Annotated in this window: 30 protein-coding genes, 1 tRNA gene and 1 pseudogene; 12 read left to right on the forward strand and 20 right to left on the reverse strand. The window is 30.0% G+C overall.

All coding sequences use genetic code 11. The features are described 5' to 3' along the window. The 3 genes and pseudogenes from ACI5KZ_RS14385 to ACI5KZ_RS14395 all read left to right on the forward strand — a co-directional run. Nucleotides 1–273: pseudogene (locus tag ACI5KZ_RS14385) on the forward strand (site-specific integrase); the annotation flags it as partial. Nucleotides 274–283: 10 nt separating this feature from the next. Continuing rightward, the gene (locus ACI5KZ_RS14390; RefSeq protein ID WP_123808448.1) at nt 284–958 is read left to right on the forward strand and encodes a hypothetical protein; all 675 of its coding nucleotides are present in this window, start codon (nt 284–286) and stop codon (nt 956–958) included. A gap of 19 nt (nt 959–977) precedes the next feature. After that, nucleotides 978–1520 carry a hypothetical protein gene (locus tag ACI5KZ_RS14395; protein ID WP_109310272.1) on the forward strand — a complete coding sequence of 181 codons (543 nt, stop codon included), beginning with the start codon at nt 978–980 and terminating at the stop codon, nt 1518–1520. 414 nt (nt 1521–1934) lie between these two features. Here the strand turns inward: ACI5KZ_RS14395 and ACI5KZ_RS14400 are convergent, their stop codons facing one another. Next, on the reverse strand, nt 1935–2501 hold the full coding sequence (locus tag ACI5KZ_RS14400) for a hypothetical protein (RefSeq protein WP_406848031.1): 567 nt from the start codon (nt 2499–2501) through the stop codon (nt 1935–1937). 220 nt (nt 2502–2721) lie between these two features. Between ACI5KZ_RS14400 and ACI5KZ_RS14405 the strand changes: the two genes are divergently transcribed. After that, on the forward strand, nt 2722–3714 hold the full coding sequence (locus ACI5KZ_RS14405) for an IS110 family transposase (RefSeq protein ID WP_109310346.1): 993 nt from the start codon (nt 2722–2724) through the stop codon (nt 3712–3714). Nucleotides 3715–3879: 165 nt separating this feature from the next. Here ACI5KZ_RS14405 and ACI5KZ_RS14410 read toward each other — a convergent pair whose 3' ends face one another. The 16 genes from ACI5KZ_RS14410 to ACI5KZ_RS14485 all read right to left on the reverse strand — a co-directional run bounded on the left by ACI5KZ_RS14410 (nt 3880) and on the right by ACI5KZ_RS14485 (nt 16402). Continuing rightward, a complete protein-coding gene (locus ACI5KZ_RS14410) occupies nt 3880–4725 on the reverse strand; it encodes a DUF2971 domain-containing protein (RefSeq protein ID WP_406848032.1) in 846 nt (281 codons plus the stop codon). Nucleotides 4726–4890: 165 nt separating this feature from the next. After that, nucleotides 4891–5847 carry a transglutaminase domain-containing protein gene (locus tag ACI5KZ_RS14415; RefSeq protein ID WP_406848033.1) on the reverse strand — a complete coding sequence of 319 codons (957 nt, stop codon included), beginning with the start codon at nt 5845–5847 and terminating at the stop codon, nt 4891–4893. Nucleotides 5848–6000: 153 nt separating this feature from the next. Next, entirely contained in the window at nt 6001–6390 is a 390-nt protein-coding gene (locus ACI5KZ_RS14420) for a hypothetical protein (RefSeq protein WP_406848034.1), read from the reverse strand. Further along, nucleotides 6371–6835 carry a hypothetical protein gene (locus tag ACI5KZ_RS14425; protein ID WP_406848035.1) on the reverse strand — a complete coding sequence of 155 codons (465 nt, stop codon included), beginning with the start codon at nt 6833–6835 and terminating at the stop codon, nt 6371–6373. Before ACI5KZ_RS14425 ends, ACI5KZ_RS14420 begins: the two co-directional genes overlap by 20 nt. A gap of 156 nt (nt 6836–6991) precedes the next feature. Further along, nucleotides 6992–7804, reverse strand: a complete 813-nt coding sequence (locus ACI5KZ_RS14430) for a toxin-antitoxin system YwqK family antitoxin (protein ID WP_406848036.1) — start codon at nt 7802–7804, stop codon at nt 6992–6994. 162 nt (nt 7805–7966) lie between these two features. Continuing rightward, nucleotides 7967–8374: a hypothetical protein gene (locus tag ACI5KZ_RS14435; RefSeq protein ID WP_123808480.1), complete on the reverse strand. Its 408-nt coding sequence runs from the start codon at nt 8372–8374 to the stop codon at nt 7967–7969. Nucleotides 8375–8539: 165 nt separating this feature from the next. Continuing rightward, nucleotides 8540–9073 (reverse strand): hypothetical protein, encoded by a 534-nt coding sequence (locus ACI5KZ_RS14440; RefSeq protein WP_406848037.1) that lies wholly within the window; start codon nt 9071–9073, stop codon nt 8540–8542. A gap of 156 nt (nt 9074–9229) precedes the next feature. Next, nucleotides 9230–9865, reverse strand: coding sequence for a hypothetical protein (locus tag ACI5KZ_RS14445; RefSeq protein WP_406848038.1), 636 nt, complete (start codon nt 9863–9865; stop codon nt 9230–9232). Between the two features lie 158 nt (nt 9866–10023). After that, on the reverse strand, nt 10024–10506 hold the full coding sequence (locus ACI5KZ_RS14450; protein ID WP_406848039.1) for a hypothetical protein: 483 nt from the start codon (nt 10504–10506) through the stop codon (nt 10024–10026). A 149-nt stretch (nt 10507–10655) separates the two neighbouring features. Next, the gene (locus ACI5KZ_RS14455) at nt 10656–11705 is read right to left on the reverse strand and encodes a hypothetical protein (RefSeq protein ID WP_406848040.1); all 1050 of its coding nucleotides are present in this window, start codon (nt 11703–11705) and stop codon (nt 10656–10658) included. 171 nt (nt 11706–11876) lie between these two features. Then, nucleotides 11877–12344 (reverse strand): hypothetical protein, encoded by a 468-nt coding sequence (locus tag ACI5KZ_RS14460; RefSeq protein WP_406848041.1) that lies wholly within the window; start codon nt 12342–12344, stop codon nt 11877–11879. A 147-nt stretch (nt 12345–12491) separates the two neighbouring features. After that, nucleotides 12492–12911 carry a hypothetical protein gene (locus tag ACI5KZ_RS14465; RefSeq protein ID WP_123796503.1) on the reverse strand — a complete coding sequence of 140 codons (420 nt, stop codon included), beginning with the start codon at nt 12909–12911 and terminating at the stop codon, nt 12492–12494. Between the two features lie 157 nt (nt 12912–13068). Next, a complete protein-coding gene (locus ACI5KZ_RS14470) occupies nt 13069–13647 on the reverse strand; it encodes an RDD family protein (RefSeq protein ID WP_406848042.1) in 579 nt (192 codons plus the stop codon). 150 nt (nt 13648–13797) lie between these two features. After that, on the reverse strand, nt 13798–14742 hold the full coding sequence (locus ACI5KZ_RS14475; RefSeq protein WP_406848043.1) for a DUF4240 domain-containing protein: 945 nt from the start codon (nt 14740–14742) through the stop codon (nt 13798–13800). Between the two features lie 46 nt (nt 14743–14788). Next, entirely contained in the window at nt 14789–15997 is a 1209-nt protein-coding gene (locus tag ACI5KZ_RS14480; protein ID WP_406848044.1) for a tyrosine-type recombinase/integrase, read from the reverse strand. Between the two features lie 213 nt (nt 15998–16210). Then, entirely contained in the window at nt 16211–16402 is a 192-nt protein-coding gene (locus ACI5KZ_RS14485) for a Fic/DOC family N-terminal domain-containing protein (protein WP_406848045.1), read from the reverse strand. A 280-nt stretch (nt 16403–16682) separates the two neighbouring features. On the opposite strand from ACI5KZ_RS14485, the gene ACI5KZ_RS14490 reads away from it, so the two are divergent. From ACI5KZ_RS14490 to ACI5KZ_RS14525, 8 genes are all read left to right on the forward strand, one after another. Beyond that, nucleotides 16683–16770 (forward strand) — tRNA-Met (locus ACI5KZ_RS14490). Nucleotides 16771–16824: 54 nt separating this feature from the next. Then, a complete protein-coding gene (locus tag ACI5KZ_RS14495; protein WP_406848046.1) occupies nt 16825–18213 on the forward strand; it encodes a tyrosine-type recombinase/integrase in 1389 nt (462 codons plus the stop codon). 148 nt (nt 18214–18361) lie between these two features. Next, entirely contained in the window at nt 18362–19318 is a 957-nt protein-coding gene (locus ACI5KZ_RS14500; RefSeq protein WP_406848047.1) for a hypothetical protein, read from the forward strand. Between the two features lie 128 nt (nt 19319–19446). Further along, complete coding sequence (locus ACI5KZ_RS14505) at nt 19447–19794, forward strand: hypothetical protein (RefSeq protein ID WP_406848048.1); 348 nt, start codon at nt 19447–19449, stop codon at nt 19792–19794. A gap of 2 nt (nt 19795–19796) precedes the next feature. Beyond that, a complete protein-coding gene (locus ACI5KZ_RS14510) occupies nt 19797–20849 on the forward strand; it encodes an AAA family ATPase (RefSeq protein WP_406848049.1) in 1053 nt (350 codons plus the stop codon). A 302-nt stretch (nt 20850–21151) separates the two neighbouring features. Beyond that, complete coding sequence (locus ACI5KZ_RS14515) at nt 21152–22024, forward strand: DUF6371 domain-containing protein (RefSeq protein WP_406848050.1); 873 nt, start codon at nt 21152–21154, stop codon at nt 22022–22024. Nucleotides 22025–22492: 468 nt separating this feature from the next. Then, entirely contained in the window at nt 22493–22816 is a 324-nt protein-coding gene (locus tag ACI5KZ_RS14520) for a hypothetical protein (protein WP_406848051.1), read from the forward strand. 209 nt (nt 22817–23025) lie between these two features. Then, the gene (locus ACI5KZ_RS14525; RefSeq protein ID WP_406848052.1) at nt 23026–23475 is read left to right on the forward strand and encodes a LexA family protein; all 450 of its coding nucleotides are present in this window, start codon (nt 23026–23028) and stop codon (nt 23473–23475) included. 107 nt (nt 23476–23582) lie between these two features. Here the strand turns inward: ACI5KZ_RS14525 and ACI5KZ_RS14530 are convergent, their stop codons facing one another. The 3 genes from ACI5KZ_RS14530 to ACI5KZ_RS14540 form a co-directional block, all read right to left on the reverse strand. Then, nucleotides 23583–23987 (reverse strand): hypothetical protein, encoded by a 405-nt coding sequence (locus ACI5KZ_RS14530; RefSeq protein ID WP_406848053.1) that lies wholly within the window; start codon nt 23985–23987, stop codon nt 23583–23585. 187 nt (nt 23988–24174) lie between these two features. Next, nucleotides 24175–24705, reverse strand: a complete 531-nt coding sequence (locus ACI5KZ_RS14535) for a hypothetical protein (RefSeq protein WP_109310278.1) — start codon at nt 24703–24705, stop codon at nt 24175–24177. A gap of 187 nt (nt 24706–24892) precedes the next feature. Next, nucleotides 24893–25402, reverse strand: coding sequence for a tetratricopeptide repeat protein (locus ACI5KZ_RS14540; RefSeq protein WP_406848054.1), 510 nt, complete (start codon nt 25400–25402; stop codon nt 24893–24895). Nucleotides 25403–25551: the final 149 nt, after the last annotated feature.

Raw genomic sequence — 25551 nt, forward strand, 5'->3', positions numbered from 1 at the left:
GAATTAAGTAACAAACGTGATTACTTCTCAAAACGATTTAAGCGTGTAGTAAAAGATAAGTTTAATCTTGGAGCAGATTATGGATTATATAGCTTTAGACATACGTATATTACTAAATTATATCGGGAATTGGTTAAAGGGTCGTCACCATTTGAAGCTAAAAGTAAATTGATGCAAATTACAGGTCATTCATCCATGAAAGCCCTTGAGAAATATTTACGTGACATTGATGCAGAGTTTCCAGACGATTATTCAGAATTAATAAAATCATAAGAGATATAATTTGGAAGAATCTTTGAACAATAAGCAAAAAGAATTATCGAGCCGTTTATATAAACCGCTTATCTTTTATATACCTAGAAAGTTTTGGGTGGAAATGGATGGTGAAAAATGGAATGATAAAGAATTTGATGCCTTATTTGATACTGTAGTTCTTATGAAAACAGATGGCAGTAATAAGGCACTTCAAAATGGGGCTTCCAATTATTATTTACTAAGTAAAACAGCCGAACTAGATAAGAATACCTATGCTTTATTAGAAATGAGAAGCAAATTAGATGAAGATTCTTTTCAATTTCTAGCAAAGAAATATTGTATAGAAGTCGCTTTTTACAAAAGGATATCAACATGGATGTTAGACCATATTCAAGAAGATATTCCAGAAATAAATAACGAAACGTTATTATCATTCGAATTACAAAAAACAACATTTGAAAATCATTGGGAATATCTTCAAAAGCATTTTGTGCCATCATCCGAAATTAAGCAGACTATTCCAGATTCGAATTCAACAGCTAAAGATTTCGAAATAATACAAGACTTAGTTGTTAATCCGTTGCAGTCAAAAAATGAGAATAAAAATAGTCCGAAAACGACCAAGAAAGAAAAGAAAATACTAATCACAGCAGCAGCAGCAGAAAAGTTTCTTTTAGAGACAGTTTTTAATGTGAAATTTTAAATTACCAAATCCTACAAATATGGCTAAGAAACAACCTATCAAAAATGATGATGCAACTATTAACTTTAGAATATCAAAAGAGTTAAAAGCTGAAATAGAGAAAAAGGCAGTGGAGAAAAATGTAACCACTTCTGCTTATCTAAGAGAACTATTGGAGAAAGTGCATAATGGTGATTATTGTCATCATGAAGTAATCAAATCTAGAATTTATGAGTTTTTATTTTCAAGGGAGTTCTTGCAATTAATGATTTGGATTTACTCTAAGAAGATTAATAGTGATAAAGCAGAAGGAGAAGAAGAATTGAATAATTATGTAAAAACTTTAAAAAGAATAGAAGGTCATTTGCCAAATGATTTAGTGAGGGAATTTGATAAGGTTTTATTTGATATATATAGAATAAGAGATGATAAGTATAATAAATATTATTCTTTCCATAGTTATTCTTCAGATGGGAGTAGGACATTCAGTTTAGAAAAAGTAGAGAAGTTTTTGTTGAACAATTTTAAGCTTTATATGTTTATAGGGTCAATACATCAAAAATCAAAATACCCTACTAACTAATTAGGGCTGACTTATAGTCAAATTTGAAAAGTATATTTTGTGATATTTTTTGTGATATAAGCGTGATAAAAAAATATCACAAAAAAACAAGACCGTTGATTTTGACTTCAAATGAGGTCTTTTTGGGTGCTTTTGTAACCAAAAGCATGTATACTTTGTATTTTAAACTGTAAATTGTTGTATTACAAAATATATGGTAAAATGAATTTTTGTAATAAGTATCACTTCACAAATTTCTATAATCTTTATAAAATTGTTGAAAATAAATTTATATAGAAATTGAAATTTTTACTTGATTGTTTTCGAATTTGGCTGTTTAAAATTCAAAAAAAAAAAATCGAAAAAGTAAGCCAGGTCTTATTTTTATTAAGCACTAAAATAAGCATTTTTTATACACAGTGTTGGGCATAGTTTTTATATTTCAATCAGTTTGTTTTTTAATTTTTCAATTTCAATTTCAAACTTATCTTGAGTAATTATAAGGGTATAAATTATTTTATTCTTTTTTAAAATATTGAATACATAACCCATATTCAATGTGTCATTAGCAAATACTTTATAAATCCGATATCTTTTGTAAGGTAGTTCGAACTCATAAGTTCTTTCGTATCTGAAATTTGATGATTTAAATACTTCAAAATTTTGTCCAGCAATGTAGCTCAAAAAATTCTCGTCCATTTTATTCAAATCAGAAAGAGGATGAACATAACATTTAGATATAAATCCACCAATTAATTTATTATTTTTCCAAAATTCAGATTCGTATTTATATGAAATATCCAATGAAACGCTGTCAATTCTCTTTTCATAAATTGGATTTTTAAATTCAACTGTTTTTAAATATTCTTCAGGTAGAATATCTTCCTGAAGAACCATTTTAGTTTTATCAGACTCTTGGAATTCAGTTTTCTCTGTAGTATCATCGCAACTTATGAAAATCACGAGGATTAATATTAAACTAAAAATTTTGTTTTTGTTCATTCGTTCAAATTATGCCCAACGTGTTTCTTTAGTTTGTAATAAATAACTTTATATAGAAAAAGAGGAGAACTATAACGTGTTTTAGAATTACAGTTCCATGACACGTACGAGTCCTCTCTTTCTATAAAGTTGCAAAGAACCATTTGGAATACCAGGCGTATAAGTTCCCGATAAAGGAAGTAGTTTTTGCAACATATTTATTAACTCTAATTGTAAAAATATGAAAAATTATCAAGAAGTGGTAGGTATTGATGTTTCAAAAAAGACACTAGATGCTTATTGTCACCAAGCCCAATCACACAAAGAGTTTACTAATGATGTAAGTGGTTATAAAAGCCTATTGAAATGGGTTTTAAAGGTCGCTAAATCAAGTGCTGTATTTTACTGTTTTGAGAATACGGGCTATTACTCATTAAAGCTGGCCCTTTATCTAGATAGTCAAAACATTGTTTATGTAGAGGAAAGTCCCTTGAAAATAAAACGATCATCAGGAGTGGTCAAGGAGAAGACTGATCAATTGGATGCTTGTTTAATCGCTCGTTACGCATGGTTATATAGAGAGGAATTAACCCCAAGCACCGTTAAGAGCATGTCTCATTTAGAGTTGGGTAGACTACTTGCCCTACGCGATCAATTGGTTCGCAATAATGCTGGACTCAAGGGGACGCTAAAAGAGTTGCGGGCACTTTTGTCTAGTCCTACTACCGATGTTGGATGTATAGGTCTAACACGCAGTATCTCGTACATAGAAAAACAAATAAAAGGCATAGAAGACAGAATAATAGAAATAATAACGGCAGATGCTGAAATGAGCAAAAACTATGATCTGCTCTCAAGCCTTAAAGGTATTGGTCTGGTGGTAGCTTGCCAACTCATTTATCATACAGGAAACTTTACGCGCTTTGATAGTTGGCGAGCTTTTTCAAGCTATTGTGGAACAGCCCCTTTCGAGCATCGTTCCGGAACCAGTATCCATCGCAGAAAACAATGCCATTATCTGGGCGACCGGAAAATGAAAAGTTTGTTGAGCATGGCAAGTGTATCGGCCATACAGCATGACAGCGAGTTGCGTTTGTATTACAAGAGAAAGTTGGCAGAAGGCAAGGATAAGATGCTCGCCATAAATAATGTTAGAAATAAATTAATAGCAAGAGCTTTTGCGGTTGTAAAAAGAGGAACACCCTATGTAGTGCTTCAGCAACATGCAGCATAAAATTATTGACTTTTTATTAGGATTTGATCTTGGAATACGTGTAATGGCTAGTTACGTTGGCTAGGTCTAAGTTAATAAAAGAAAACGAACTAGAGGAAAATCCGTAGGATTTTCCGAGTACACACAGACCAAGTAATTAGTTATACACGTTGTTGGCTACTGTTATTAAATGGAAATTTCGTTAAAATCTAATTGTACAATTAATGGATTAGGTTTGACTTCAAATACTTTTATGTGAGGATATTTATCAGTAACGATTTCCAATATTTTCTGGAATTTTTTATTGTATAAATCTTTCATCTTATAACCAATATATATTTCTTCAACAAGACTAGCATCAAATGGAAGTTTACGATTAAATTTTTCAGTTGAATAAGATATAGCTCTATATTCTTTCTCGTAACTCCAATCAATATGTTTCCAAGTATAATTTTGAACAGCCATTATTCCATGTAAAATTATGTGTCGTAATTCATCATTTATTTCTGAAAAATTTTCGATTTCCTGATAGATTTTATCAAAACTATCGTTCGAAGGTTTATAGTCTTTTAAATATGACACATGTGATCTAACAGAAACTTGATTGAATAGTAGCGTTCTAGGATCTTTAAATTTTACACAAAAACCTGTATAAATATTCGTGTAATGTCCCCACATAATTGGGTTGTTGTTAATTAAAGAAAAACAACAAACTCCTAGATTTTCTCTATGTTTCCTGATACCTTCTCCTCCTTTTAAAATATATTTTTCTCTATTTGTTAGGCAATCCCAAGGATCATTAAAATTCCTTGGACTTGAAAAATATAAGTAAGATTTTTCGAGAGATTCTATATTTTTTTCGGAGCCAGAATAGAACTTAAAAACTGAATCAGGTTTTGGAGTTTCAATCATGTCTCTAATTAACTTATGTATATATAATCCAGGTCTGTCAACACTAAAATTTATATTATGTTCATAATTTTCAACTGTCCATTTTACTAGTAAGGTCTTTTCAAGATTACTTCTTGTCATTATCTATTCTTAATAATTGTAGCCAACGGGTTTGTGTATGAAAAGTGCGTGTTTGTGTCAGAGGATTTTCGGAACGAAAATCGGAAGAAAGCAAACACGCACTTTCCTTTTGATTAAGCACTAAAATAAGCATTTTTTATACACAGTGTTGCCAATAGTTATTTTTCACGTTTTGAAATTGATAGTTCCATTGGTAATAAATGTATTTCTTGTGTTTCCGTACATTTTCGAAATTGTCAAGTTTAATTTAAAGTATGCTGTTTTTGATATTTCTTTTTTTGGAAAACGCAAATAAGTAAAATTATCTTGCTCTATTTTCACAAGGTTTTTGATAGGATAAAAATTTGAATTATCAATACTATACATTAATTCAACTGAACAATTCTTATTCGGATTAGATTGATAAACCAAGTAATAAAAATCATTATCCGCTTTTAAAGTTGGAATATCTGTATAGCCAGAAAAAAACCATATTGGTTTTACAAACTTTGAATTATTAAATTCCTCCAATGAAAGAGGATTTTCTAATAGTTGCCATTTTGGTTCTGATGGGTAATGACTTATGATTGCTATATTCGGGTCTATGTCAAAATAAAAATCAGAAACTGAAATGTCGTCCGAAGTACCCCAAGTTGAATCGACGAGAAGCCATTTATTATTTAGTTTAATTGAATTCCAAGCGTGTCTATAATTATCATCGGAAGATAACTCCACATAATGATTTCTTTCATCCCTAATATGTCCTGAAACTACAACTGCCTCAATGTCAATTTCATTCATAAACCATTTAAATAAATTTGCGTATCCAGCACAAATGCCTTTTCTGTTTTCATAAACAACGTATTCGTCTTGAGTGCTTTGAAATTGATTCGGGTCAACGGTTTTATCTAAAACACTTTGAAATAGGACATAATCATATTCGATATGTGTCCCAACCCAATAATAGAAAAATTTAGTAAGTTCGGTTTTGTCTTTGATTTTATCTTTCGCATAATTAACAAAATCCCTCATATCTAAATTCAGTTCATCTGTTTCATTAATAAGATTGGTTATTGCATCAGTTTGAGAAAAAACTGAACCAAAATTAAAAAGTATAAATAGAAGTAAAATGTTTTTTCTCATAATTATTGGCAACGTGTTTGTGTATGATTAGTGGCGTGTTTAAGCAACTAATTTAGCAAATAAAAACCGAATAGAAAATCCGCGAGGATTTTCGTAAGTAGGCGAGAACCAGCCATTAATTATACACGGTGTTGCCAGTAGTTTTTATTCCGTTCAACTTGTCTTTTCGTAATTTAATTCAGGATTCCAATTTTCAAAATTCCACACTTTCAAATACTTCAAATGCTCAATTAAATATCCAGCTATTATTTTTTGGCATTCAGTTGAACTGTGTGCTTTATTTGATAAGTCAGTTATTCCTTTTTCTTCACGGAATATATTATTCCGACTACAATTTATATATGGCACGTATTTATTTCCATTCAGAGTAGGTGAGTAACCTAAAGTCAAAATTCCGTACTTAAACAAAAAGTCGTCAAAAAAGCCATAGTAGTTTTTGTGTTTACGACTGTTTTTGAATTTTTCATTTACGTATTCTAAAACAGGATGATTTTCACTTATTATCAAACGTTTTATTTCTCGGTTAAAAATTGTTGTACTCATACTGTTTTTCTTTATTCGTTAATTCTAAAATATTTATTGTCAAAGTTGAAAATGCGTGAACAATTTTGGTTCTAAATGTAAATCGAGTGTATTTTTCTCCATTCAAGTTTTTTAGTATTCCTTTTGCCCATAACTCTAACTCTCCATTGTTCAAGTCAAATTTATAATCGTGAGCTAAATTGTTCCTCAATTTGTTCAATTTTTTTAGTGCGTTGAGAATTATTTTTTTCTTTTCTGTCTGTTCAAAATCTAATTTTTCAATCGCAAGTATTTTACTGTAAAAAGACAATGATTTTCGATTTTCAATTCCGCACCTGTTAAGTTTTCCATCTAATATTTGCTCGATAAGTAAATGTCCTTTTAAGAGGATTAATTCTAAATCAGTTCTTGAATCAAGATGTCCCCAAACTGCCCATTCCATTAAAAAGTCATAATTTTCTTTCATTTCGAGAGTTTTCTTAAATTACTGGCAACGTGTTTGTGTATGAAAAGTGCGTGTTTGTGTCAGAGGATTTTCGGAACGAAAATCGGAAGAAAGCAAACACGCACTTTCCTTTTGGTTAAGCACTAAAATAAGCATTTTTTATACACAGTGTTGTGGTTAGTTATTTTTATCAGCTATCATTTCCTCTCGAAGTTTTTTTCCTAATTCAGTTTCTTTTTCTTTATCCCAGACATAAACTTCCTTTTCAAAATATTTATAATGTTCGACAATTGTCAATCTGTACAAATCGTTATCCTCTTTGGTTTTAGTTAAAACTTTTTCTAGAATTTTACCCTTAATTTTCTGCTTTCCAGTTTTAAAAATGGTTACACCAAAAAATGGTTTTAAAGTTCCATTCCCAAAAGTATCTTTTTTTATTTCTTTTTCTGAATTTTCGTTATCGATAATTACGGATAGAAGATTTGCTTCTCTATTGTTGAAATTAGTAACATAGTTTTTAATTCTTCCTGCATTTTTTCCAATACGAAGTGTATCTGAAATTTCAAGTTCAAAAAATGTACTTGGCTCTATTTTGATATTTCCATTTTTGTCGTAGTAATAGGATTGGTTTTTGTACAAACTATCTTTTACAATTATAAATTCGCTCTTCTCTTTTAACTTGCCATTTGAGTCATAATAAAGCCACCATCCATTTAGAAAATTATTTTTCTCCAAACCTTTCTCTTGGATTTTTCCGTTCCTGTAAAATTTATAAAAAGTATCTGAAATTTTTCCGTTTGAGTAAGTAGTTTTTGATTTTAATTCTCCGGATTCATAGAAATCTTCATAGGTTCCAATCTGCAAACTATCTTTATTAATTTCTACTTTTACTTTCATATTGCCATTTGGATAATATTCAGTAAAATATTTTTTATTATCACAAGAATAGAATGTAATAATCAATAAAATCAGACCTAATTTTTTATTCATCAACGGGATTTTTTAATTAACCACAACGTGTTTGTGTATGATTTCGTTGCGTGTTTCAGCACTAAAGTTAGCAAATAAATCACAGATAGAAAATCCGCGAGGATTTTCGTAAGTAGGCTATAACTAGCAATGAATTATACACGGTGTTAGCCTTTCGTTTTTTTATTCAGTTTGAGAATCCGTTTTTAGTTCTTGCAGTTTCATATGTCGGTAGTAACCAAGAAGGCTTAAAATCACTATCAAAATTGCTGTAAAATTCAAATCCCCTAGAAATGAGTTTGAATTAATAGTCATATTAGATTCTTGGCGAAAAATTAGCCCGTATCTAAAATTATCGAAAATTAATACAGTTCCTATCATTTGTATTCCGTAAAAGATTATAGTTCCAATATATCCATAAACATTATTTTTAAAAAGAAGTATTAAAAGAACTATTGAGATAATCGTTCCGCCAACTATGTAAATATTGTTAATCTTACCCATATCATATACAAAGTAACAGAAAATCATAAATAGAATATTGATGATACAGAGTATCGAAATTATTATTCCGTAAACATTTTTTTTCATAGGTTTCAGTTTGGTCAAAATGAAGGCTAACGGTTTCGTGTATGAAAAGTGCGTGTTTGTGTCAGAGGATTTTCGGAACGAAAATCGGAAGAAAGCAAACACGCACTTTCCTTTTGGTTAAGCACTAAAATAAGCATTTTTTATACACAGTGTTGCCAGTAGTTTTTATTCCGTTTTATTCAATTCAATTTCGTTCGGACTTTGCGAAAATCCTATTAATTGGTTTTTATATAAATACATTGTCTCTTGCAAACTTGTCAACTTTAAAGTATCACCTACTTTTTCATACATTCCAACTGTCATATTTGAATCTTTTGATTCCGATATGATTTCGTCAATTCCAAAATAGTCAGGATTTTTATCAATACTTAACACAAAGTTTCTATCCTCAACTTTAAAAGTGTATTCAGTCGTCGAGTATGGATTATTCTCAATCCAAGAATTCCAAAAGAAAGTAAAAAGTAGTGGACAAACAATTGCGTTAATAAAGAACAAAGCTGAATATCTCTTTTTTATAAAGTATAGAACTATTGCAATCAATAAATTTATTCCGATAGTTTTAAATCTAGGGAATGAAATTCCATTGGACATAAATATATTCGGCTCAATATCAGCAACCCATATTTTCAGTAGAAATATGTCAATTAATAAAATCAGAACTCCAATTCCGACTAATATTTTTGTTTCTGATTTCGTCATTCTCAAATTACTGGCAACGGTCTCGTATAACCGTCAGTTACGGGTTAAATTAGCGATTATTTTCGGATTAAACACAAACCTTAGCAATTCCGAGTGGATTCGGACGTAGTCGAATCCGCCGTAATTGCGGTTATACATTGTTGTGGTGCGTATTTTTTATTCATTTATTTCAATTTCATTCATTGGCGGTGGTGGCGGTATAAGGTAAATTTTTTCATTCAACAATATTTTAATATCAGTCTTATTTGTAATTCGCTTGTAGGTTTCTGTCAGTTGGTTTAAAGTATTGGGTAGATTTTTAAATCCATTTTTGTTGTCGTATGAAATGTAAATCAACAGTTTTTCTGGATTATCACTTAACTTTGGGTTTTTGCCATTATTTTCTAAATCTCTTTTTAAAACGTTTTCTAAACTATCTAAAGGGAAGAAATTTTCATCATTCTTATTAATTGTGTCGTTATGGATTTCAATCACATTTTTTTGTTTGATTAAAATACAAGCAAAATCTTCCCAACACGGATTGCGGAAATAAATGGTCTTTATTTCATTCTCTGTTTTTAAAGTATATTTTGGCAAACTATCATTGCATACAATTTTTTCAGTCCGTTCGAGTAAGTCATTCCATTTTTTGAATTGTTCATAATTTAATTCAACTCCAAGACTGTCATTTTCTCCTTTCCATTTTCCAAACACTTGTTGAGCTAACTGTTTTTCATTTTTGTCAGAGTTTTGACATCCGATTATTGTCAAAATCATTAAAATCAGAAACGATATTTTTATGTTAGTTCTCATTTTCTTATATGCACCACAACGGTTACGTATAAGAATAGTGCGTAGTTTGAGTGCGAGGATTTTCCGAAGGAAAATCAGATGCAAGCAAACAAGCACTAACTTTAGATTAAGGAATAAACTTACGCATTATTTTTATACAATGTTAGCTACAGTTTTTATTAATCGGTTATTTTATTCCAAAGTAAATCAGCGTAAATTTCCGCTATTTCACTCTCATTATTTACTTTCCAAGTTCGCTGAGTAATTCCTCTTTCTTGGTCAATAATTTTGTCTTTTAATAACCAAATTCCGTCGTGTTCAGGATTTGGTGCGTTTTCCAATTTCTGTTTTTCTATAAATCCAGAAATCCGTATGTGTTCTTTAAGGTCATTTTTTGAAATTGTAATATACTTTTTCAAAAGTTGAAAAGGTACTTCTTTGTCCTTAAATTCTGGAACTAATTTCGCAATTGAATTCATATTTCCAGTTTCCATTATTTCCAATTGAGTTTTCTTGTCAAGTTCTGGATAATTGAGTTTTTCGTGAGCTAAACAAATTTCGTTTATTTCATCATTCAGTTTTTTTACTCCGATTTTATTCGAAATAAAAAAGTAAATAATTAGTATTAAAACTAATCCAAATATGATTGTGAAAGTTGTCATTTCAAATTGTAGCTAACGGTCTCGGCTATGAGTAGTTGCGTGGTTTAGCGGTTAACTTTGCAAGTACGCACAGAACTGAAAATCCGCGAGGATTTTCAGAAATAGGCGAGAACAAGCAATTACTTATAGCCATTGTTAGCTGTAGTGTTTTAATAATTATACTGTTTTATTTGTTCTTTGGTGTAATTGATAATCCCATTCAAACCTTCAAAATGTTGCTTTTTTTGAGTGTCATTTAGCAAATCTAAATTATACTTTTTTGAAGTTAATAATTCTATTTGTAGTTCTAATGTTGGTTTGTTCAATTTGAACCTTTTAGGAACATTACTTTGTTCTGATGCAAAACATACCTCTTCGTCTCTTTCAAGAGGTTCTGTTTTATTTCGTTCGGTCAAAAATATTTTACCAATTCCATTTTCAAATTCGTAGCTGTTGTTTTTGATATACTCATAATCGTAATATTCATCAAAATGTCCCTTGGCTACCTTAAACATTGGTTGGCTTATTATAATATTTGGCTTATGTAATTTGGAATTAAATATCCTTTTTTGAGTTTTGTTTGTACCAATTAATAATTGAAAATCTGTCAAATGAGAGTTTGGATTTGGTCTTTCAAATGCTGGATATGGAAATCCTAATTGTTTAGAAACTATGAAATCAGAAGAGCAATTCGTGAATAAAATATTATTTATTTTCAAGGTAAAACAAGTTGGACTCATTATAAAACATAAAGTGTTAGCTCCAGTCCATTTTAGTCCTTTATAGTTGTCATAACAATTAGTTATTGCCAAAAAGCGGTCTTTTAATCCAACTCTATTATTTATGTAATATTTAGGGTCCATATTAAAAGTGCCTTTATTGTGGAATTGAATTCCAAGCCATAGACTAATTCTTACTTTATCAAACCAATCAAGCAAGATTTCTAATTCAGGAACACTTACATATTCATCTATTAAAATTTTTTCAATTATTGGTCTAACTAATGATTCAATTTGAGCAAAATCACTATTACATTTTGTACAAGAAGGAAATGTAAATGATGCAAAGTTGAAAACAATTTCTTTTCCTTCTTTCCAGTTTGAACCAACTGACATATCTTTTTTTTCAGTGTCAGTCAATTTCATTAACCACCTTGGTATAATATGTTCTTTGTTTTTGTTTTGAGGTGGGTCTCCACAAAATATACATACTTTCTTCATAGTTTCCTTGGTGGTTTTACATTACAGCTAACGGTCTTGTATAACCGTCAGTTACGGGATTAAAGTTAATAATTTTCGGTTAAGCACAGACGTTAGCAATTCCGAGTGGATTCGGACGTAGTCGAATCCGCCGTAATTGCGGTTATACATTGTTGGCTGTAGTACTTTTTTTCAGATTATTGATTCCCACTCTTTTTGAATTTTATTCAGTTTGATTAAGAATGGAATTAATAATACTAATTCTAATCGAAGAGTTATATTAAATCCGTCTTGAATAAAAGGTAAAACTACCATAGACATTACACAAAGAGCAATACCGATTATGGCATCTATTTTTCCAATTTTTATTGCAAAATCTTTTTCAAACCACAATGCAAATGCGGTAACTCCTTTCAGAAGTCCAATTGAAATTACAATTAGTCCGTATAAAGAAAAGGGCTCATTTGTTTCAAATCCGTAAAAAGCAAGATCAGGTTTAATATTCGTAAATCCGAGAATTAAACAAACAAATGATAAAAGTCCGAATAACATAAAAATCCAACAGAATATTTTAATCCACCAAGGAAGCATTTTCCGTCTTCTCTTTTTTATATTTTCAAATTCTTCAAATGAGTTTTCTTTCGCAATAGTTTCTTCCATTTTAAATTTTCAGTTTGTTTGGTTTGTATTACAGCCAACGTGTTTGGCTATGGTTTCGTTGCGTGAAAATCCGCGAGGATTTTCCGCCGTGCACCGAAGATAGCAAATTTGCGAGGACTTTCCGAGAGGAAAGTCAGAAGCAATGAACTATAGCCGTTGTTGTGTGTAGTTTTTTTTTCTTTTCGTTAATATTAATCCGCCAATATAAGTCAAAATCATAAATGGCAACCCAAAGATAATCCCAGTTATAAAAGAAAGATTTCTTCCGATATCATTTGTCAATTTCGCCATTGCTTGCGATTGTTTTTCGTTAATTTCATTTCCGCTAAAAAATCCGTCTTTGTTTAGGTCATAAGAATTTAAGTTCCATTGAGCATATATGTCGTCATAAAGAGCTGAACCAACAACTGATAAATATGCCAATAAAAAAACTGTCAAACTAATCCATAATAATCGTCTTTTATTCTTCCGAAATATTTTTTTTCGTTTAGCTAAAATCATTATTAATCCGACAATGCAAATAATCACTGGAATTAAAATATGGTATGGAATTGTTATTGGGCTCATTTTGTTAAATTACACACAACGTGTTTGTGTATGGTTAGTTGCGTGGTTAAGCAACTAAGTTAGCAAACATTTACGAACACGAGAAAATTCCGCAGGAATTTTCCAAATAAGCAACGACCAAAGCAATTAATTATACACGGTGTTGGCAAACGTTTTTTTAATTCATATTCGGCAATATTAGACTTAAACCGTAAAAATAAATTACTCCGATTATTAAAATCCCGATAAAATTTAATTTTAGCGTTATACTTTTTAAATCAGTCCATATTAATTTTAGTTTTTCTTTTTCTGATATGACAACTTTGGTGTTGGCAATAAAATCTCCAATTCGTCTTTCTGGATTTATAAATCCGATAATAACTTCTAAAGGCCAAGCAACACAGATTGTCAAATTCCGAACGAAGCATTGCAATTCATTTGCTGGTTTTCCGGTTTTTAGATTAATAACTTGATATCCTAAAATCCGTTTAGCAGGACTTTTGGCATTTATAAAGTCTTTATTTAAATAGATAAATATCATAAAGAAGAAAACCACATAAAATGTCATATCACTTATTTTTAAAATTCCCATTTCTCCTAAAATAATCAACATAATTAATGGTGGAACAATTATAAAAATCATAATAAAATGATCTAAAAGCATACTCAAAACTCGAAAAATTCTTGAATTGACATTCGTGATTTTTGGGGTTTCCTTGTCTATTAATATATTTAAATTTTTATTAGAATCTGTCATTTTCAAATGTTTGCCAACGGTTTTGTGTATGATTTCGTTGCGTGTTTAAGCACTAAAGTTAGCAAATAAATCACAGATAGAAAGTCCGCGAGGACTTTCGTAAGTAGGCTATAACCAGCAATGAATTATACACGGTGTTGGCAACCGTTTTTATTTCCATCCATTAATATTTGAATATGTTTCATAGTCGCAACCTGATTCGTATTCAAAGTCCTTTTTCATTTTTTGTTCATAAGCAGAAGTTGCAAGATAGAGCAGTGGTTCAAAATCTAAGTCTTTTGGCATTTTTTCAGAATCCAATATCACACTTTCAAACATACTTTTGCCATTGGCAATTACACAACATCTTACATATAGAAAATAATCAGCCGAAAAATATTCTTTTCCATATGAATTTTCTCCAATATTCTTTGCGTTTTCCTCATTGTCCAACAAATAGAGTTTGTAGCTTAAATTCTCTTGAAACTGTTTTATTTCAGTCACTTTTTTATTAGCTAAAAACTTAATCGCTGTCAACATTCTTTCTTCATCATCACTTTTTGACCAATCGATTTTATCAATAACCTCCCAAAATGATTTTTCATCTATCATTTTTTTAGGTTTCATATTTCTCTTTCGGTATTCTTCAGCTTTTTTTTCAGATGCAATTTTTGCAATCTCTACTTCTTGTTGAAATTCTTCTTTTTCGTTTTCCCATCTCCATTCAAAAAAAGCATCTTGCCCAAAGTTTTTCTCAAAAGCTCCATAGTAGGGATAACATCCATTTGTGCCATCACCAATTTCGATTTTGAAATTTCGTTCATCTTTTTTTAAAGGAATGTTGCCCAAATATTCAAAGTTTTCTATTCCTTTTAATATTCTTATTCCAATCGCAGATTTATTGTTAGAGAAGAAACGATTCTCAATTAAAATTTCTGTTAGGTTTTTATCGTTCAGTTTTGGTTTTTCTAATCCGATATATTGTGTAATTCCAACTAAAATACATTCTAAATGTTCTGTAAAACTCGTTTTTCCATTCGTTTTTAATATTCTGAATGCTCCGAAAAAATTCCTTTCGAGTTTAGAAATAAATATGTCTCCTTCTTTTACGGTCATTTCTCAAATGGTTGCCAACTTGTTATATAAACTCAAATATAGTTAATTATGGTTTATAATTTCGGGATATCAACACTTTCTTGTTGCCTTTGTCCTTCACCTGAAGCTCTTCAACTGTAACATCTAATGGATTACGTATTTGCATAATATTTTTTTGAGCTACATGTGTGTAAATCATTGTGGTTTCTGGTTTAACATGCCCTAATAATTCTTGTATGTACCGTAAATCAATACCGTTTTCTAGCATATGTGTGGCATAACTATGTCTTAGAGTATGTGGTGTAACGGGTTTATTTATGCCTGCTAATTTACACGATTGTTTTAAAAATGCTCGAATACTGCTTGCCGAATACATGCCTCCATCACGTCCTTCTATTACATAATCAACAGGTTTATAAGTGTAAATATAATTTGCCAATAAAGGTTTGATTACTTGACTCATTCCTACAACACGATCTTTACGACCTTTGCCTTTTTTAATGAGTATTTGGCTTCTATCAAGGTCTAAATTGTTCAGCTTTAAATTTAAAAGCTCACCAATTCGTAGTCCTCCTGAATATAGTAACCCAATTATTGTACGATGTTTTAAATTTTTGGTTACTTGTAAAATATCAATAATGGCTTCTTTTGATAAAACAGTTGGTAAATAATTACTTTTTTTAGGACGTTTAAAATTGCTAGCATCAAAATCATCTAAATTACAAAAAGATGTAAAATGTTTTATTGCACTAACACATTGTCTGTGGCTACTAATACTATAATGTTCTTTAGCAATAACCTGTTCCATAAAATACTGAATATTACGTACGCTCCAATCTGTTTTTTCAATGTCCTTATGGAGGTTTAAATATCGAAGAATAAAGTATCCGTATGATGATATGGTACTTTTGCTTAACCTTTTACCACGTAAATAATTTACATACTCTTTTAAGAGTTTTTTTTGATTTAAGTTTAATTCTTGATATAAGATGACTTTGTCTGGAGGTTTTATCTTGCTGTCAGATGTTATTGTAGCTTTCTTTACATATTTTAATGCACTATAATCAATGTAAAACCCACCTTTTAGTAGATAGTTGTAAAGCTCATGTAATGTTTGATCACTCTGAGCTACATAAAAAGTTTTATTTGTTTGACTCCATGTAACACCATTAAAATTTTTAATGTAAGATTTTGTTTTATCATTAAACACAAATCCAATTGCTATTTGGTTTTTGTTTTTATGCTGAAGAGGTTTTAGAGTTATAGTTTGCTTCATAATATGTTGAATTATATAAAGTTAACTAAAATGAGTTAAAAGTCTTTAACTTTAATGCTAGTTTTTACTTTTTTCTAATAAATATATTTTAGTAAAATGGCAATTTTATAAAAGTATATATTTAGTCTTTAAGAGTTAGAATGTTAATCATCTTCTCATTTACATAGTGATTTCCAGTTCCTAGCTTTTCTTTTCTTAGGATGTTATATTTCGCTAATAAATTCTAATATTTTCAATGACAGAACTGTCTTTAGCCTCCTGAAGTCCTAAAGTGTTTATAAATATGTTCTCATTCGGAATACTATAAATTATTCCTTTAAACTCAGCTAATGCTCTTTGAGCTGAAGCTAATTTTTTAAGAACATTTTTAGTTTCAATATCTTGTTTAAGAGGTAACTTTTTCAATTTTTTAGATTCCATTATGTATATAAATATTAATTTTCTTATCATAAGTTTTCAAAATGATAAAATATTTTAATTTGCTTGTCAATGTTAACTTTAAGGAGGAGTTACTAATAAACTTAAACTTCTTAAAGTTTAAAATTCATTAATTTTATATAATCACAATTTTTTTAAAGAATGGATAGGCTTTATGTAAAAATAATTTACATTTGGGGTAATATATTGTATAATCTTGTGAACAAAATCAGGAACACGATTTGGAACACGATTACATAAAAACAATAGCTGGGAACCCCAGTGTTTGTGTTGAAAAAGCGGTCGAGGTCGGGCTCATAACCCGAAGGTCACTGGTTCGAGTCCAGTTCCCGCTACTAAGCTTAAAGCTAATTAAATCAAAGGGTTGTGTATTCACAACCCTTTTTTTTATGACTTCAGTTTTAAGTTTTATATTGCAGGTACATGATTCAGTACATGATTTTACTATGAAACCCAACTACAATGAACCTAAAATCTACACAGGTGGTGTAGAAATAGACCAATGGTCTAAGTATACCAAAAAGGAGCAAAATGAAGCTCTTAATAAGCCTTGGTATGTCTATTATTCTTTTCGTAATCCTGAAACAGGATTAATGACACAACAAAAAAGAATTAAAGCCTCTGCTAATAGCTTTTCAACAAGAAAAGGTAGATTAAGTATCTTGAAACCTATCCAACGAAAATTATTGGATGTGCTTGAAGCTGGATACAATCCTTATCTAGAAGATAACTCTCATGTTAAGAGGAATTTAATGGGTGAGCCAAAACATGTTAAAGCTGAAACTCTACAAACAGCTAAAAAAGATGAACCAAAGCTTGTTGAAAATGAGAAAGAAGTAGAAGCTATCTCTCAGATAAAAAAGGAAGAGGCTACAGTAACACTTGAAGAAGCAAAAAAGTTGGTTTTTGATACCAAAAAGAAAGTGTTAAATGCAAACTCCTTTCCTAAATACAGAAGTCGAATAAACCAATTTTATAGATGGCTTTTCGAACATGAATTTAAGGAAAGTGATGACATTAAATCTATCACTAAAAAGACCGTAATACAATACCTCAATTACGTTTTGCAAAATACCAGTCCTAGAAATAGGAATAATACTCGAAATGACATCAATTCTTTTATTGGTACTCTTTTCGATAACGATGTAATACAAGAAAATTTTGTTACAAGATTAAAGAAATTGAAATCTAGTCCCAAAAGAAACAAGTCTTATAATTCTGAATTATTAAAAGATATTAAGGAATATATGGATAAAAACGATCCTTTATTATCCCTTTTTGTGGATTTTGTTTCCTATGGATTTTTAAGACCTATGGAAGTTTGTCGATTAAAGATAGGTGACCTAAATTTAAAAGACAGAAAAATGCAAATTCAGGCAAAAAATAAGCTTGTAAAAGAGAAAATTATACCAAGTATTCTATTTGATAAACTCCCTGATTTATCAATTTACTCTGTTGAAGACGATTTATTTACAACTACTCAGATAGGAGGAAAATGGGAAGTTAGTGAAGCAAGTAAACGTGATTACTTTACAAAACGCTTTAAAAAAGTCAAAGACCATTTTGGATTAAATCAAGATTATGGTCTCTATAGTTTTAGACACACTTTTATCTCTGAACTTTATCGAGAAATATCAAAAGAAGATAATATGACACCTCATTCTGTAAAAAGTAAGCTGATGCTTATTACTGGACATTCTTCCATGTCTGCTTTAGAAAGTTATCTTAGGGATATAGATGCTGAAATGCCAGAAGATTTTTCTCATTTTTTAAAGTAAAATATATTAAATGGTGTTAGTTGTAATACAGTGTATTACGTTTTAGGTATAATGTAAAACACTGTATAACATGTAAAACATTGTATTACAACTTTAATATCTAATCCTAAATTAATATTTTCGTAGCCCTTTAAATCTATAATTTACTATGAAATACTTTGGAACTTTAGATAGAGATAAATTTGAAAATGAGCCGACTGAAAAACAAGATGATATTCTTGTCCTACTCAACTATTTTAAAGTTGGTAAAGAGACAGGGGACATCTCTATTAGAGACGCTTATTACGATCATGTAAAAGTGTCTTTAAAAACTATAATTCGACCTACAAAATTGCTAGTTTATGATTTTTATGATTTTCTAATTCTTAGATATAAGGATTATATTGATGAACAATTTCTAAGTTTCTTTTTGCAATTTAATGAAGAGGTTTATGGTAAGTCAAAGAAAAACCATAAGAAAAGAGCTCTTTATTATTTCAATGAAATATATAAGGAGTTTAGTGTTGATGGTATAAAAAAATTTAAAAGAAAGGTTTCCGTGAGAGGTATTGTAAATATTGAAGCTGAAAATAAGATGCACTTTCTTTATAAACGAAGAGAAGCATTAAAATATGAAATAGCTAATCGTAGTTTTCTCTTAGAGTATCTTTATGGTAATTTGAATTACTTCGATAGTTTATTAATGAATGAAAATAAAGTGTTAAATGAGTTTATTGCTTTTGAATTTCAACTTAAGAAATTAATAAGTTTAAATGATAAATTCGGATTTGAAAGTGATTTGTATTTTTCTAAAATGGGTGTATTAAAGGAGACGTTTGAAAACTTCAAACATATCTTTCCAAGATTGGAAATTTTTTTAAAAGTCCATAGTACAATTGATAATTTAGATCATTTAATACCTGCACATATAGATAGCCTATACCCTGTTTTAGTGAAATTAAATCTCATTAAAGATAGCAAGAAGGAATTTATGAGTTATCTTCTTAAAGTACATGAAATAAAAAAACATAACATTCCAATTATTGATGAAATGATACAATTGGAACATGCAAAAAGAATGCAGACTTATACGTCTGAATTTAAAGAATTAGCTACAAATAAATAGTGTTTTTATAAAAACACCAGTTTGAGGTAGTTTGCACTATAAAAAACTACTCCACAACTACTCTCAGCACTATCCATTTTTTCAAATCGGATAGTACATTGCCATTAGAAAATTAATCAAAAATTCTAATGGAAAACAATTGTAAACAATCAGCAGAAATTTTTTTAAAAGCAATCGATACATGCCAATGTTTCATTGCAAAGAAGAACGCAGATAAAAAGACTGATTCATTGAATGAATCTAAATTTTTACTTGCTAAAAAACAATTAAGTCACTTAGAGATGCCTGTCATCTTTGGGTGGCTTCCTTATTTATTAACCTTTTTAAAACCAAAAACAATGAAAAAAACAGAACTAACTATCCCTATTGAGGATGACTTACAAAAATTAATCGAAGCCAAAGTGCTTAGAATAAACTTAACAGTTTCTGAGCTTGTTCGAGATGTGTTATGGAATAATCATGTAATATTTATATAATTATGGGAGAAAGAAAATTAATTGCAAGAGAAAAACTTGATGTTGTCAATGATAATATTGACAAACTTCAACAAGAACCAGTAAAACAAGAAAGTGACATCAGTTGCTTTCTTGTTAAAACTGCAAATCAATGGATTGACGAAGCAAAGTCCCGTCCAATACCGAAACTGTTATTTGATAAATTCTGGCATGAAGGAGAGCTTTGTATTCTTTTTGCTGACACCAATGTTGGTAAGTCTATTCTAGCTGTTCAAATAGCTAATAGTATAAGTAGGGGAATACCTATTGATGGTTTTGATATTGAGACTAGACCTAAACGAGTTGCTTATTTTGATTTTGAGCTATCAGATAAGCAGTTTGAGAAACGTTATTCCAATAATTATAATGATCATTATGATTTTTCGAAAAACTTTTTTAGAGTAGAAATTAATTCAGAAGCAGAAATTCCAAAAGAGTTTAAAGACTATGAAGATTATTTGTGTCATTCTTTTGAGAAAGTTATTGAGAAATATGAAGTGGAGGTTTTAGTAATTGATAACATTACTTATCTCAAAAATGATAATGAACGAGCAAAAGATGCGCTTGTTTTAATGAAACACTTAAAAGCCATCAATAAAAAACATGGAGTTTCTATACTTGTATTAGCTCATACACCTAAACGAGACGCTACAAAGCCTATAACTAAAAATGATTTATCAGGAAGTAAAATGCTAATGAACTTCTGTGATAGTGCATTTGCTATAGGAGAGAGTGCTTCTATGTCTTCTACTCGTTATATAAAACAGATTAAACAACGAAATTCTGAACAAGTATTTCATACTGAAAACGTAGCAGTCTGTAAAATTGAAAACCCTCATAATTTTTTAAAATTTCAATTTGAAGAGTTAGGTTCAGAAAGTGAGCATCTAAAACAATATACAGCTTCTGATTTATCGGAAAGAGATGACCAAATTATTGAAATGAAAGAGGAGGGTATGCCAAATACTCAAATTGCATCAAGATTAGGTATAAGTGAAGGTACCGTAAGAAACACCATTAAACGTTTAGTAGCTTAAACAAAGTATGGATGCATCAGTAGTATATCAAGTAGCAAAGTCACTTCCACAGGAAGAGATGGCTAAGCTATACAATATGCTGAAATCTGAGTTATATCCAAAACCAATTAAAAAACCAGATGTTAATAATGTACCCGTCTTTACAGATGAAGACGCATTAGAATACCTTTATGAGAAATTGAAAATACAATAAACATGACTCGTAATACTCGTAATACTCGTAAACCTTACGGATGTTACGAGTATTACGAACATTACGAATACTACCAAAATTAAAACAACCAACTAAAAAACAAGTCATTATGAATTATAAATACCATTTAGATAAATCAAGTAAGAAGTTTCTATGTCCTAATTGTCAGAAAAAGACCTTGGTTAGATATGTTGATGCTGAAACAAAACAATATTTAGAAGATCACATTGGAAGATGTGATAGAGAGAGTAAATGTGCTCATCATTTTACTCCAAAAGGCAACACACCTGTTTCAGTACAACTTTTAGATTATAAACCAGAAGAACCAACCTTCCACAGTCAAAATATTTTTGGAGAATTTTGCAATAACTACATGGAGAATAATTTTATTAAATATCTTTTGAAAATTCATAATAGAGTAGATATAATAGAGGTGATTACTAAATATCGAATTGGAACTTCAAATCATTGGAAAGGAGCAACATTATTTTTGCAGATTGATGAGAATGCAGATGTTCATGCAGGAAAAGTGATGTTGTATGACAAAAAAACAGGCAAAAGAGTTAAGAAACCATTTAATTGTATTACATGGTTACATCGTGTATTGCAAATTAAAGACTTTGTATTACAACAGTGTTTATTTGGCATGCACCTATTAACTGATTGTGAAATAAAAGCTATAGGTATTGTTGAGTCCGAAAAAACAGCTATAATCATGAGTATATTTAGAAGAGATATTATATGGATGGCTACTGGAAGTAAAGCAAACTTCAAAGCCAAATTATTAAAGCCTTTAAAAGGTCGTAAAATAATTGCTTTTCCTGACAAATCAGAATACAAAGACTGGAATAGAAAAGTAATGCAATTACGAAAAGACGGTCTCAATATTTCATGTAGCAATTTGTTAGAAAATATAGGACTAGAAGATGGGGATGATCTGATTGATTTTATTTTTAGTCAAAAAAAGGCTTTGGCAGCTTAACGATGCTTTCCTAATAAAAATGAGTATTTTTGTAAAGTATTAAAAGCGTAAAGCAACACGTTACTTTTTGTAAGGTATTCCTTTACTTATTTTTATAATACTTCATATTTCATAAAACGACAAATTAACAAACTGTTTTTGACCGCACTTGTAGTCAATGTGACCTCTTTTGATGTCAAAATCAACGGTCTAGCAACGGTCTACCAACGGTCTTGCAACGGTCTACCAACGGTCTACCAACGGTCTAGCAACGGTCTTCAAATAATGTATTACTTTTCTTAATTCTGATGAAAAATTTTATGAGTAAAACATCACCTTACTTTTAGTAAGGCTTATTAATACAAAAAATAAGGTCATGAATTATAAAATTTTTCAGAATATGAAATCTTTAGTAATTTTCTTAACGAGAAAGATGGAAATTGAGCTTTATATTTTAACTTTAGTCATTCAATAAATTCATTCAATTTAATGGCATTATTTCAAACTTCTGTTTTAAAACAAAATCTTAAATTACAAGACCAAGCAACGGTTGATAAAGCCTATAAAAAATACACCAAATATTTTCATAACCCAACCATTCAAGAGAACATTAAAAACTCTAAAGAAGAGCAATATCAAGCGAAGTTTTTAGACGAACTTTTTGTAAATATTCTGGACTATACGCTAAACCCAAAACCAAACTTCAATATTACTACAGAGCATAAAAACCAACAAGGAGCAGGGAAAGCAGATGGTGCAATTTTAAAAGAAAATAGACCAAATGGTTTATTAGCTTTATGGCATAACCAATGAGGAAATATAAATTGTAGAGAATAGTTAAACATTATCTTAAAACAAAAAAACTAAACATAACTATAATTAAACTATTACGAGTATTGCAACTTTCTCTGAAAAAGATTCATCTTCTATATCCTTTTCTTCTGAAAACTTATTAGTATCTGTTGGAAATAATAAATCGAAAAATGATTCTATTAAATTTTTCATATTAATAACTTTGTAATATGCAAGTAAGAAACCTTTACAATACACCAAATATTACCTTTTTTCAAGCCGATGTATCATCGGAACTTGAGCTACCTTATGTTGTAAACGGTATTAGCGCAGGATTTCCTTCTCCAGCTGATGATTTTTTGGATATAAACATAGACCTTAACAAGCATCTAATAAAAAACCCAAGTACCACATTTTACGGTAGAGTCAAAGGGGATTCCATGAATGATGCAGGGATTCATGATGGAGATTTACTTATCATAGATAAAAGCTTAGAGCCAACAAACAACAAAATAGCAGTATGCTTTATTGATGGGGAGTTTACAGTAAAACGGATAAAGATTGAAAAGGATATTGTTTGGCTTATTGCAGAGAACAAAAACTATCCACCTATTAAAGTGACTAAGGATAATGATTTAGTTATTTGGGGTATCGTTACTACTGTTATAAAGCAGTTGTGATTTGTCTATTATACATGGAGAAATTTCGTTTTTTTAACTCAGTTCATTGTTGTCTGTACGGAGTTTTTTTATTTATCATTTTTGCATTCGTTGATTAGCGATTGAGTTTAATAAATAGGAATTACTCCTCTATATTTTTCTTCCATTGACCATTGTACTTGATATACATTTCCGTCAATTTGATCGAGTAATAGAAAATTGTACATATTATTAGTAGGATAGAGAGTAAATCTTCCGTTAACTTCTTTTTCTTCATCCACAAGAGGTATTGAATTTAAAATTAGCTCACCGTGAATGGCATCATCTTCTACTGTAAAATGCACTTGCCACATTTTTCCATTTCGAGTGTCTAACTTGATAAAAGTCCAATAGTTTTGAGTCGGAAATAACAGGTAGGCTGATTTTTTAATTACTTCTTTCTGTTCAATTTCAAGGTTTGGATTTGTCTGATTTTGAGCAAATGAAAACATTGATAAGAAAACAAAAGCCAATACAGAAAAAAATGTTTTCATATTTATTATTCTATTATTTTTAACTTGACATCGCCCTGCTTTGCTGATACACAACGTGTTTGTATATGGTTTGTTGCGTGGTTAAGCACCTAATTTAGCAAATAAATACCGAATAGAAAATCCGAAAGGATTTTCGTAAGTAAGCTGGAACCAAGCAATAAATTATATACAGTGTTACAAACAGTTTTTATTCACTTACATCAGTATAATCTCCTGAATAATAACCACTAATTAACTCTCCATCTTCTCTGGTAAATGAAAATTGAAAGTCAATAGTTTGAGTTGTAATTGAATTTATTATGAAACTGATTTCAGTAGCGTTTAAATCAGATCCAAAGTTATCTTCTAATAAACGAACTCCTCCTTCTATAAGGTTATTTACTCTTGAAGCATTTTCGGTAATTCTATAATCCAAAAGTTCTTTTTGTCCACTTTCAAAGTCAACACCTAAATAGTCAACATACATATAGTTTATTCCAGATTCTATATTATCAACAAGTAAATACTTATTACTCATAATAATTGCAAGGTCACTAGGGTTATTGTCATTAATATTTTCATCATTAATATACACATAAGGAGTCTCAAAGAAAACTTCTCCTATTTGGATACCTCCTTTTATTTGATTTTCACTTTCATTATTATTTTCATCATCAGATGAGCATGATAAAATTGTTAATCCGATAAAAAGTCCAAAGAGTAAATTTAGTTTTTTCATTCCGTAAAGTTTGGTTTTAATTGTTTGTAAAGGTTTCGTGTATGTAAAGTGCGTGTTTGTGTCAGAGGATTTTCGGAACGAAAATCGGATGAAAGCAAGTACGCACTTTCTTTTGGTTTAGCACTAAACTACGCATTTTTTATATACAGTGTTGGCAGTAGTGATTTTATTAAAGTTAGATTTCTAATTAAAGATATACCCATAATTTCTTTTCATTCCAAATTTCTTTTGCTCTATCGGAACCATTGTCCATACTCTTTTTTATCCAAGTTGCACCCTTTTTTTTGTTAGGTTGAACACCTTTGCCAAGTAAGTACATTATCCCAAGTTGAAATTGAGCATGTTTGTTTTCTTGCATAGCGCTTTTTTCAAACCAATAAAAAGCTTTCTCAATATCTTTCGGAACTCCACTACCAGAACCGTAATAGATGGCTAATGCATATTGCGCATCAGGCAATCCTTGTTCTGCACTTTTTTTAGTCCAATAAGTGCTTTTTTCATAGTCTTTTAAAACTCCATACCCATTATAATATCTTGCACCAAGTTCAATTTGAGCATCAGCATCTCCATTCTCCGCTTTATTTATTAGAAGTTTTAATTCGGAATCATTAATATTAATTATAGATTCTCTAACTTGGCTAAAAGTCAAAAGACATTGTAGTAATATCAAAATTAAAAAAAATGCCTTTTTTATCATTTATGCTTATTGTAGTTTAAGTTTCATGTCTAGTCCTGAAATATGGCTACAGGTTAAAATTGATTTTACGCTGTTAATTTATATACCATATTTGGTGTTTTATAGTCTAAAGATAAATGTAATCTTTTAGAATTATATAATTTGATTGC

The organism is Xanthomarina sp. GH4-25, assembly GCF_045363175.1.
Classification (GTDB): Bacteria; Bacteroidota; Bacteroidia; order Flavobacteriales; family Flavobacteriaceae; genus Xanthomarina.

Excerpts from the sequence above, each read along its gene's own strand:
- ACI5KZ_RS14395 (WP_109310272.1), top strand. The coding sequence starts at position 978 with ATGGCTAAGAAACAACCTATCAAAAATGATGATGCAACTATTAACTTT.
- ACI5KZ_RS14400 (WP_406848031.1), bottom strand. The coding sequence starts at position 2,501 with ATGAACAAAAACAAAATTTTTAGTTTAATATTAATCCTCGTGATTTTC.
- ACI5KZ_RS14405 (WP_109310346.1), top strand. The coding sequence starts at position 2,722 with ATGAAAAATTATCAAGAAGTGGTAGGTATTGATGTTTCAAAAAAGACA.
- ACI5KZ_RS14410 (WP_406848032.1), bottom strand. The coding sequence starts at position 4,725 with ATGACAAGAAGTAATCTTGAAAAGACCTTACTAGTAAAATGGACAGTT.
- ACI5KZ_RS14415 (WP_406848033.1), bottom strand. The coding sequence starts at position 5,847 with ATGAGAAAAAACATTTTACTTCTATTTATACTTTTTAATTTTGGTTCA.
- ACI5KZ_RS14420 (WP_406848034.1), bottom strand. The coding sequence starts at position 6,390 with ATGAGTACAACAATTTTTAACCGAGAAATAAAACGTTTGATAATAAGT.
- ACI5KZ_RS14425 (WP_406848035.1), bottom strand. The coding sequence starts at position 6,835 with ATGAAAGAAAATTATGACTTTTTAATGGAATGGGCAGTTTGGGGACAT.
- ACI5KZ_RS14430 (WP_406848036.1), bottom strand. The coding sequence starts at position 7,804 with ATGAATAAAAAATTAGGTCTGATTTTATTGATTATTACATTCTATTCT.
- ACI5KZ_RS14435 (WP_123808480.1), bottom strand. The coding sequence starts at position 8,374 with ATGAAAAAAAATGTTTACGGAATAATAATTTCGATACTCTGTATCATC.
- ACI5KZ_RS14440 (WP_406848037.1), bottom strand. The coding sequence starts at position 9,073 with ATGACGAAATCAGAAACAAAAATATTAGTCGGAATTGGAGTTCTGATT.
- ACI5KZ_RS14445 (WP_406848038.1), bottom strand. The coding sequence starts at position 9,865 with ATGAGAACTAACATAAAAATATCGTTTCTGATTTTAATGATTTTGACA.
- ACI5KZ_RS14450 (WP_406848039.1), bottom strand. The coding sequence starts at position 10,506 with ATGACAACTTTCACAATCATATTTGGATTAGTTTTAATACTAATTATT.
- ACI5KZ_RS14455 (WP_406848040.1), bottom strand. The coding sequence starts at position 11,705 with ATGAAGAAAGTATGTATATTTTGTGGAGACCCACCTCAAAACAAAAAC.
- ACI5KZ_RS14460 (WP_406848041.1), bottom strand. The coding sequence starts at position 12,344 with ATGGAAGAAACTATTGCGAAAGAAAACTCATTTGAAGAATTTGAAAAT.
- ACI5KZ_RS14465 (WP_123796503.1), bottom strand. The coding sequence starts at position 12,911 with ATGAGCCCAATAACAATTCCATACCATATTTTAATTCCAGTGATTATT.
- ACI5KZ_RS14470 (WP_406848042.1), bottom strand. The coding sequence starts at position 13,647 with ATGACAGATTCTAATAAAAATTTAAATATATTAATAGACAAGGAAACC.
- ACI5KZ_RS14475 (WP_406848043.1), bottom strand. The coding sequence starts at position 14,742 with ATGACCGTAAAAGAAGGAGACATATTTATTTCTAAACTCGAAAGGAAT.
- ACI5KZ_RS14480 (WP_406848044.1), bottom strand. The coding sequence starts at position 15,997 with ATGAAGCAAACTATAACTCTAAAACCTCTTCAGCATAAAAACAAAAAC.
- ACI5KZ_RS14495 (WP_406848046.1), top strand. The coding sequence starts at position 16,825 with ATGACTTCAGTTTTAAGTTTTATATTGCAGGTACATGATTCAGTACAT.
- ACI5KZ_RS14500 (WP_406848047.1), top strand. The coding sequence starts at position 18,362 with ATGAAATACTTTGGAACTTTAGATAGAGATAAATTTGAAAATGAGCCG.
- ACI5KZ_RS14505 (WP_406848048.1), top strand. The coding sequence starts at position 19,447 with ATGGAAAACAATTGTAAACAATCAGCAGAAATTTTTTTAAAAGCAATC.
- ACI5KZ_RS14510 (WP_406848049.1), top strand. The coding sequence starts at position 19,797 with ATGGGAGAAAGAAAATTAATTGCAAGAGAAAAACTTGATGTTGTCAAT.
- ACI5KZ_RS14515 (WP_406848050.1), top strand. The coding sequence starts at position 21,152 with ATGAATTATAAATACCATTTAGATAAATCAAGTAAGAAGTTTCTATGT.
- ACI5KZ_RS14520 (WP_406848051.1), top strand. The coding sequence starts at position 22,493 with ATGGCATTATTTCAAACTTCTGTTTTAAAACAAAATCTTAAATTACAA.
- ACI5KZ_RS14525 (WP_406848052.1), top strand. The coding sequence starts at position 23,026 with ATGCAAGTAAGAAACCTTTACAATACACCAAATATTACCTTTTTTCAA.
- ACI5KZ_RS14530 (WP_406848053.1), bottom strand. The coding sequence starts at position 23,987 with ATGAAAACATTTTTTTCTGTATTGGCTTTTGTTTTCTTATCAATGTTT.
- ACI5KZ_RS14535 (WP_109310278.1), bottom strand. The coding sequence starts at position 24,705 with ATGAAAAAACTAAATTTACTCTTTGGACTTTTTATCGGATTAACAATT.
- ACI5KZ_RS14540 (WP_406848054.1), bottom strand. The coding sequence starts at position 25,402 with ATGATAAAAAAGGCATTTTTTTTAATTTTGATATTACTACAATGTCTT.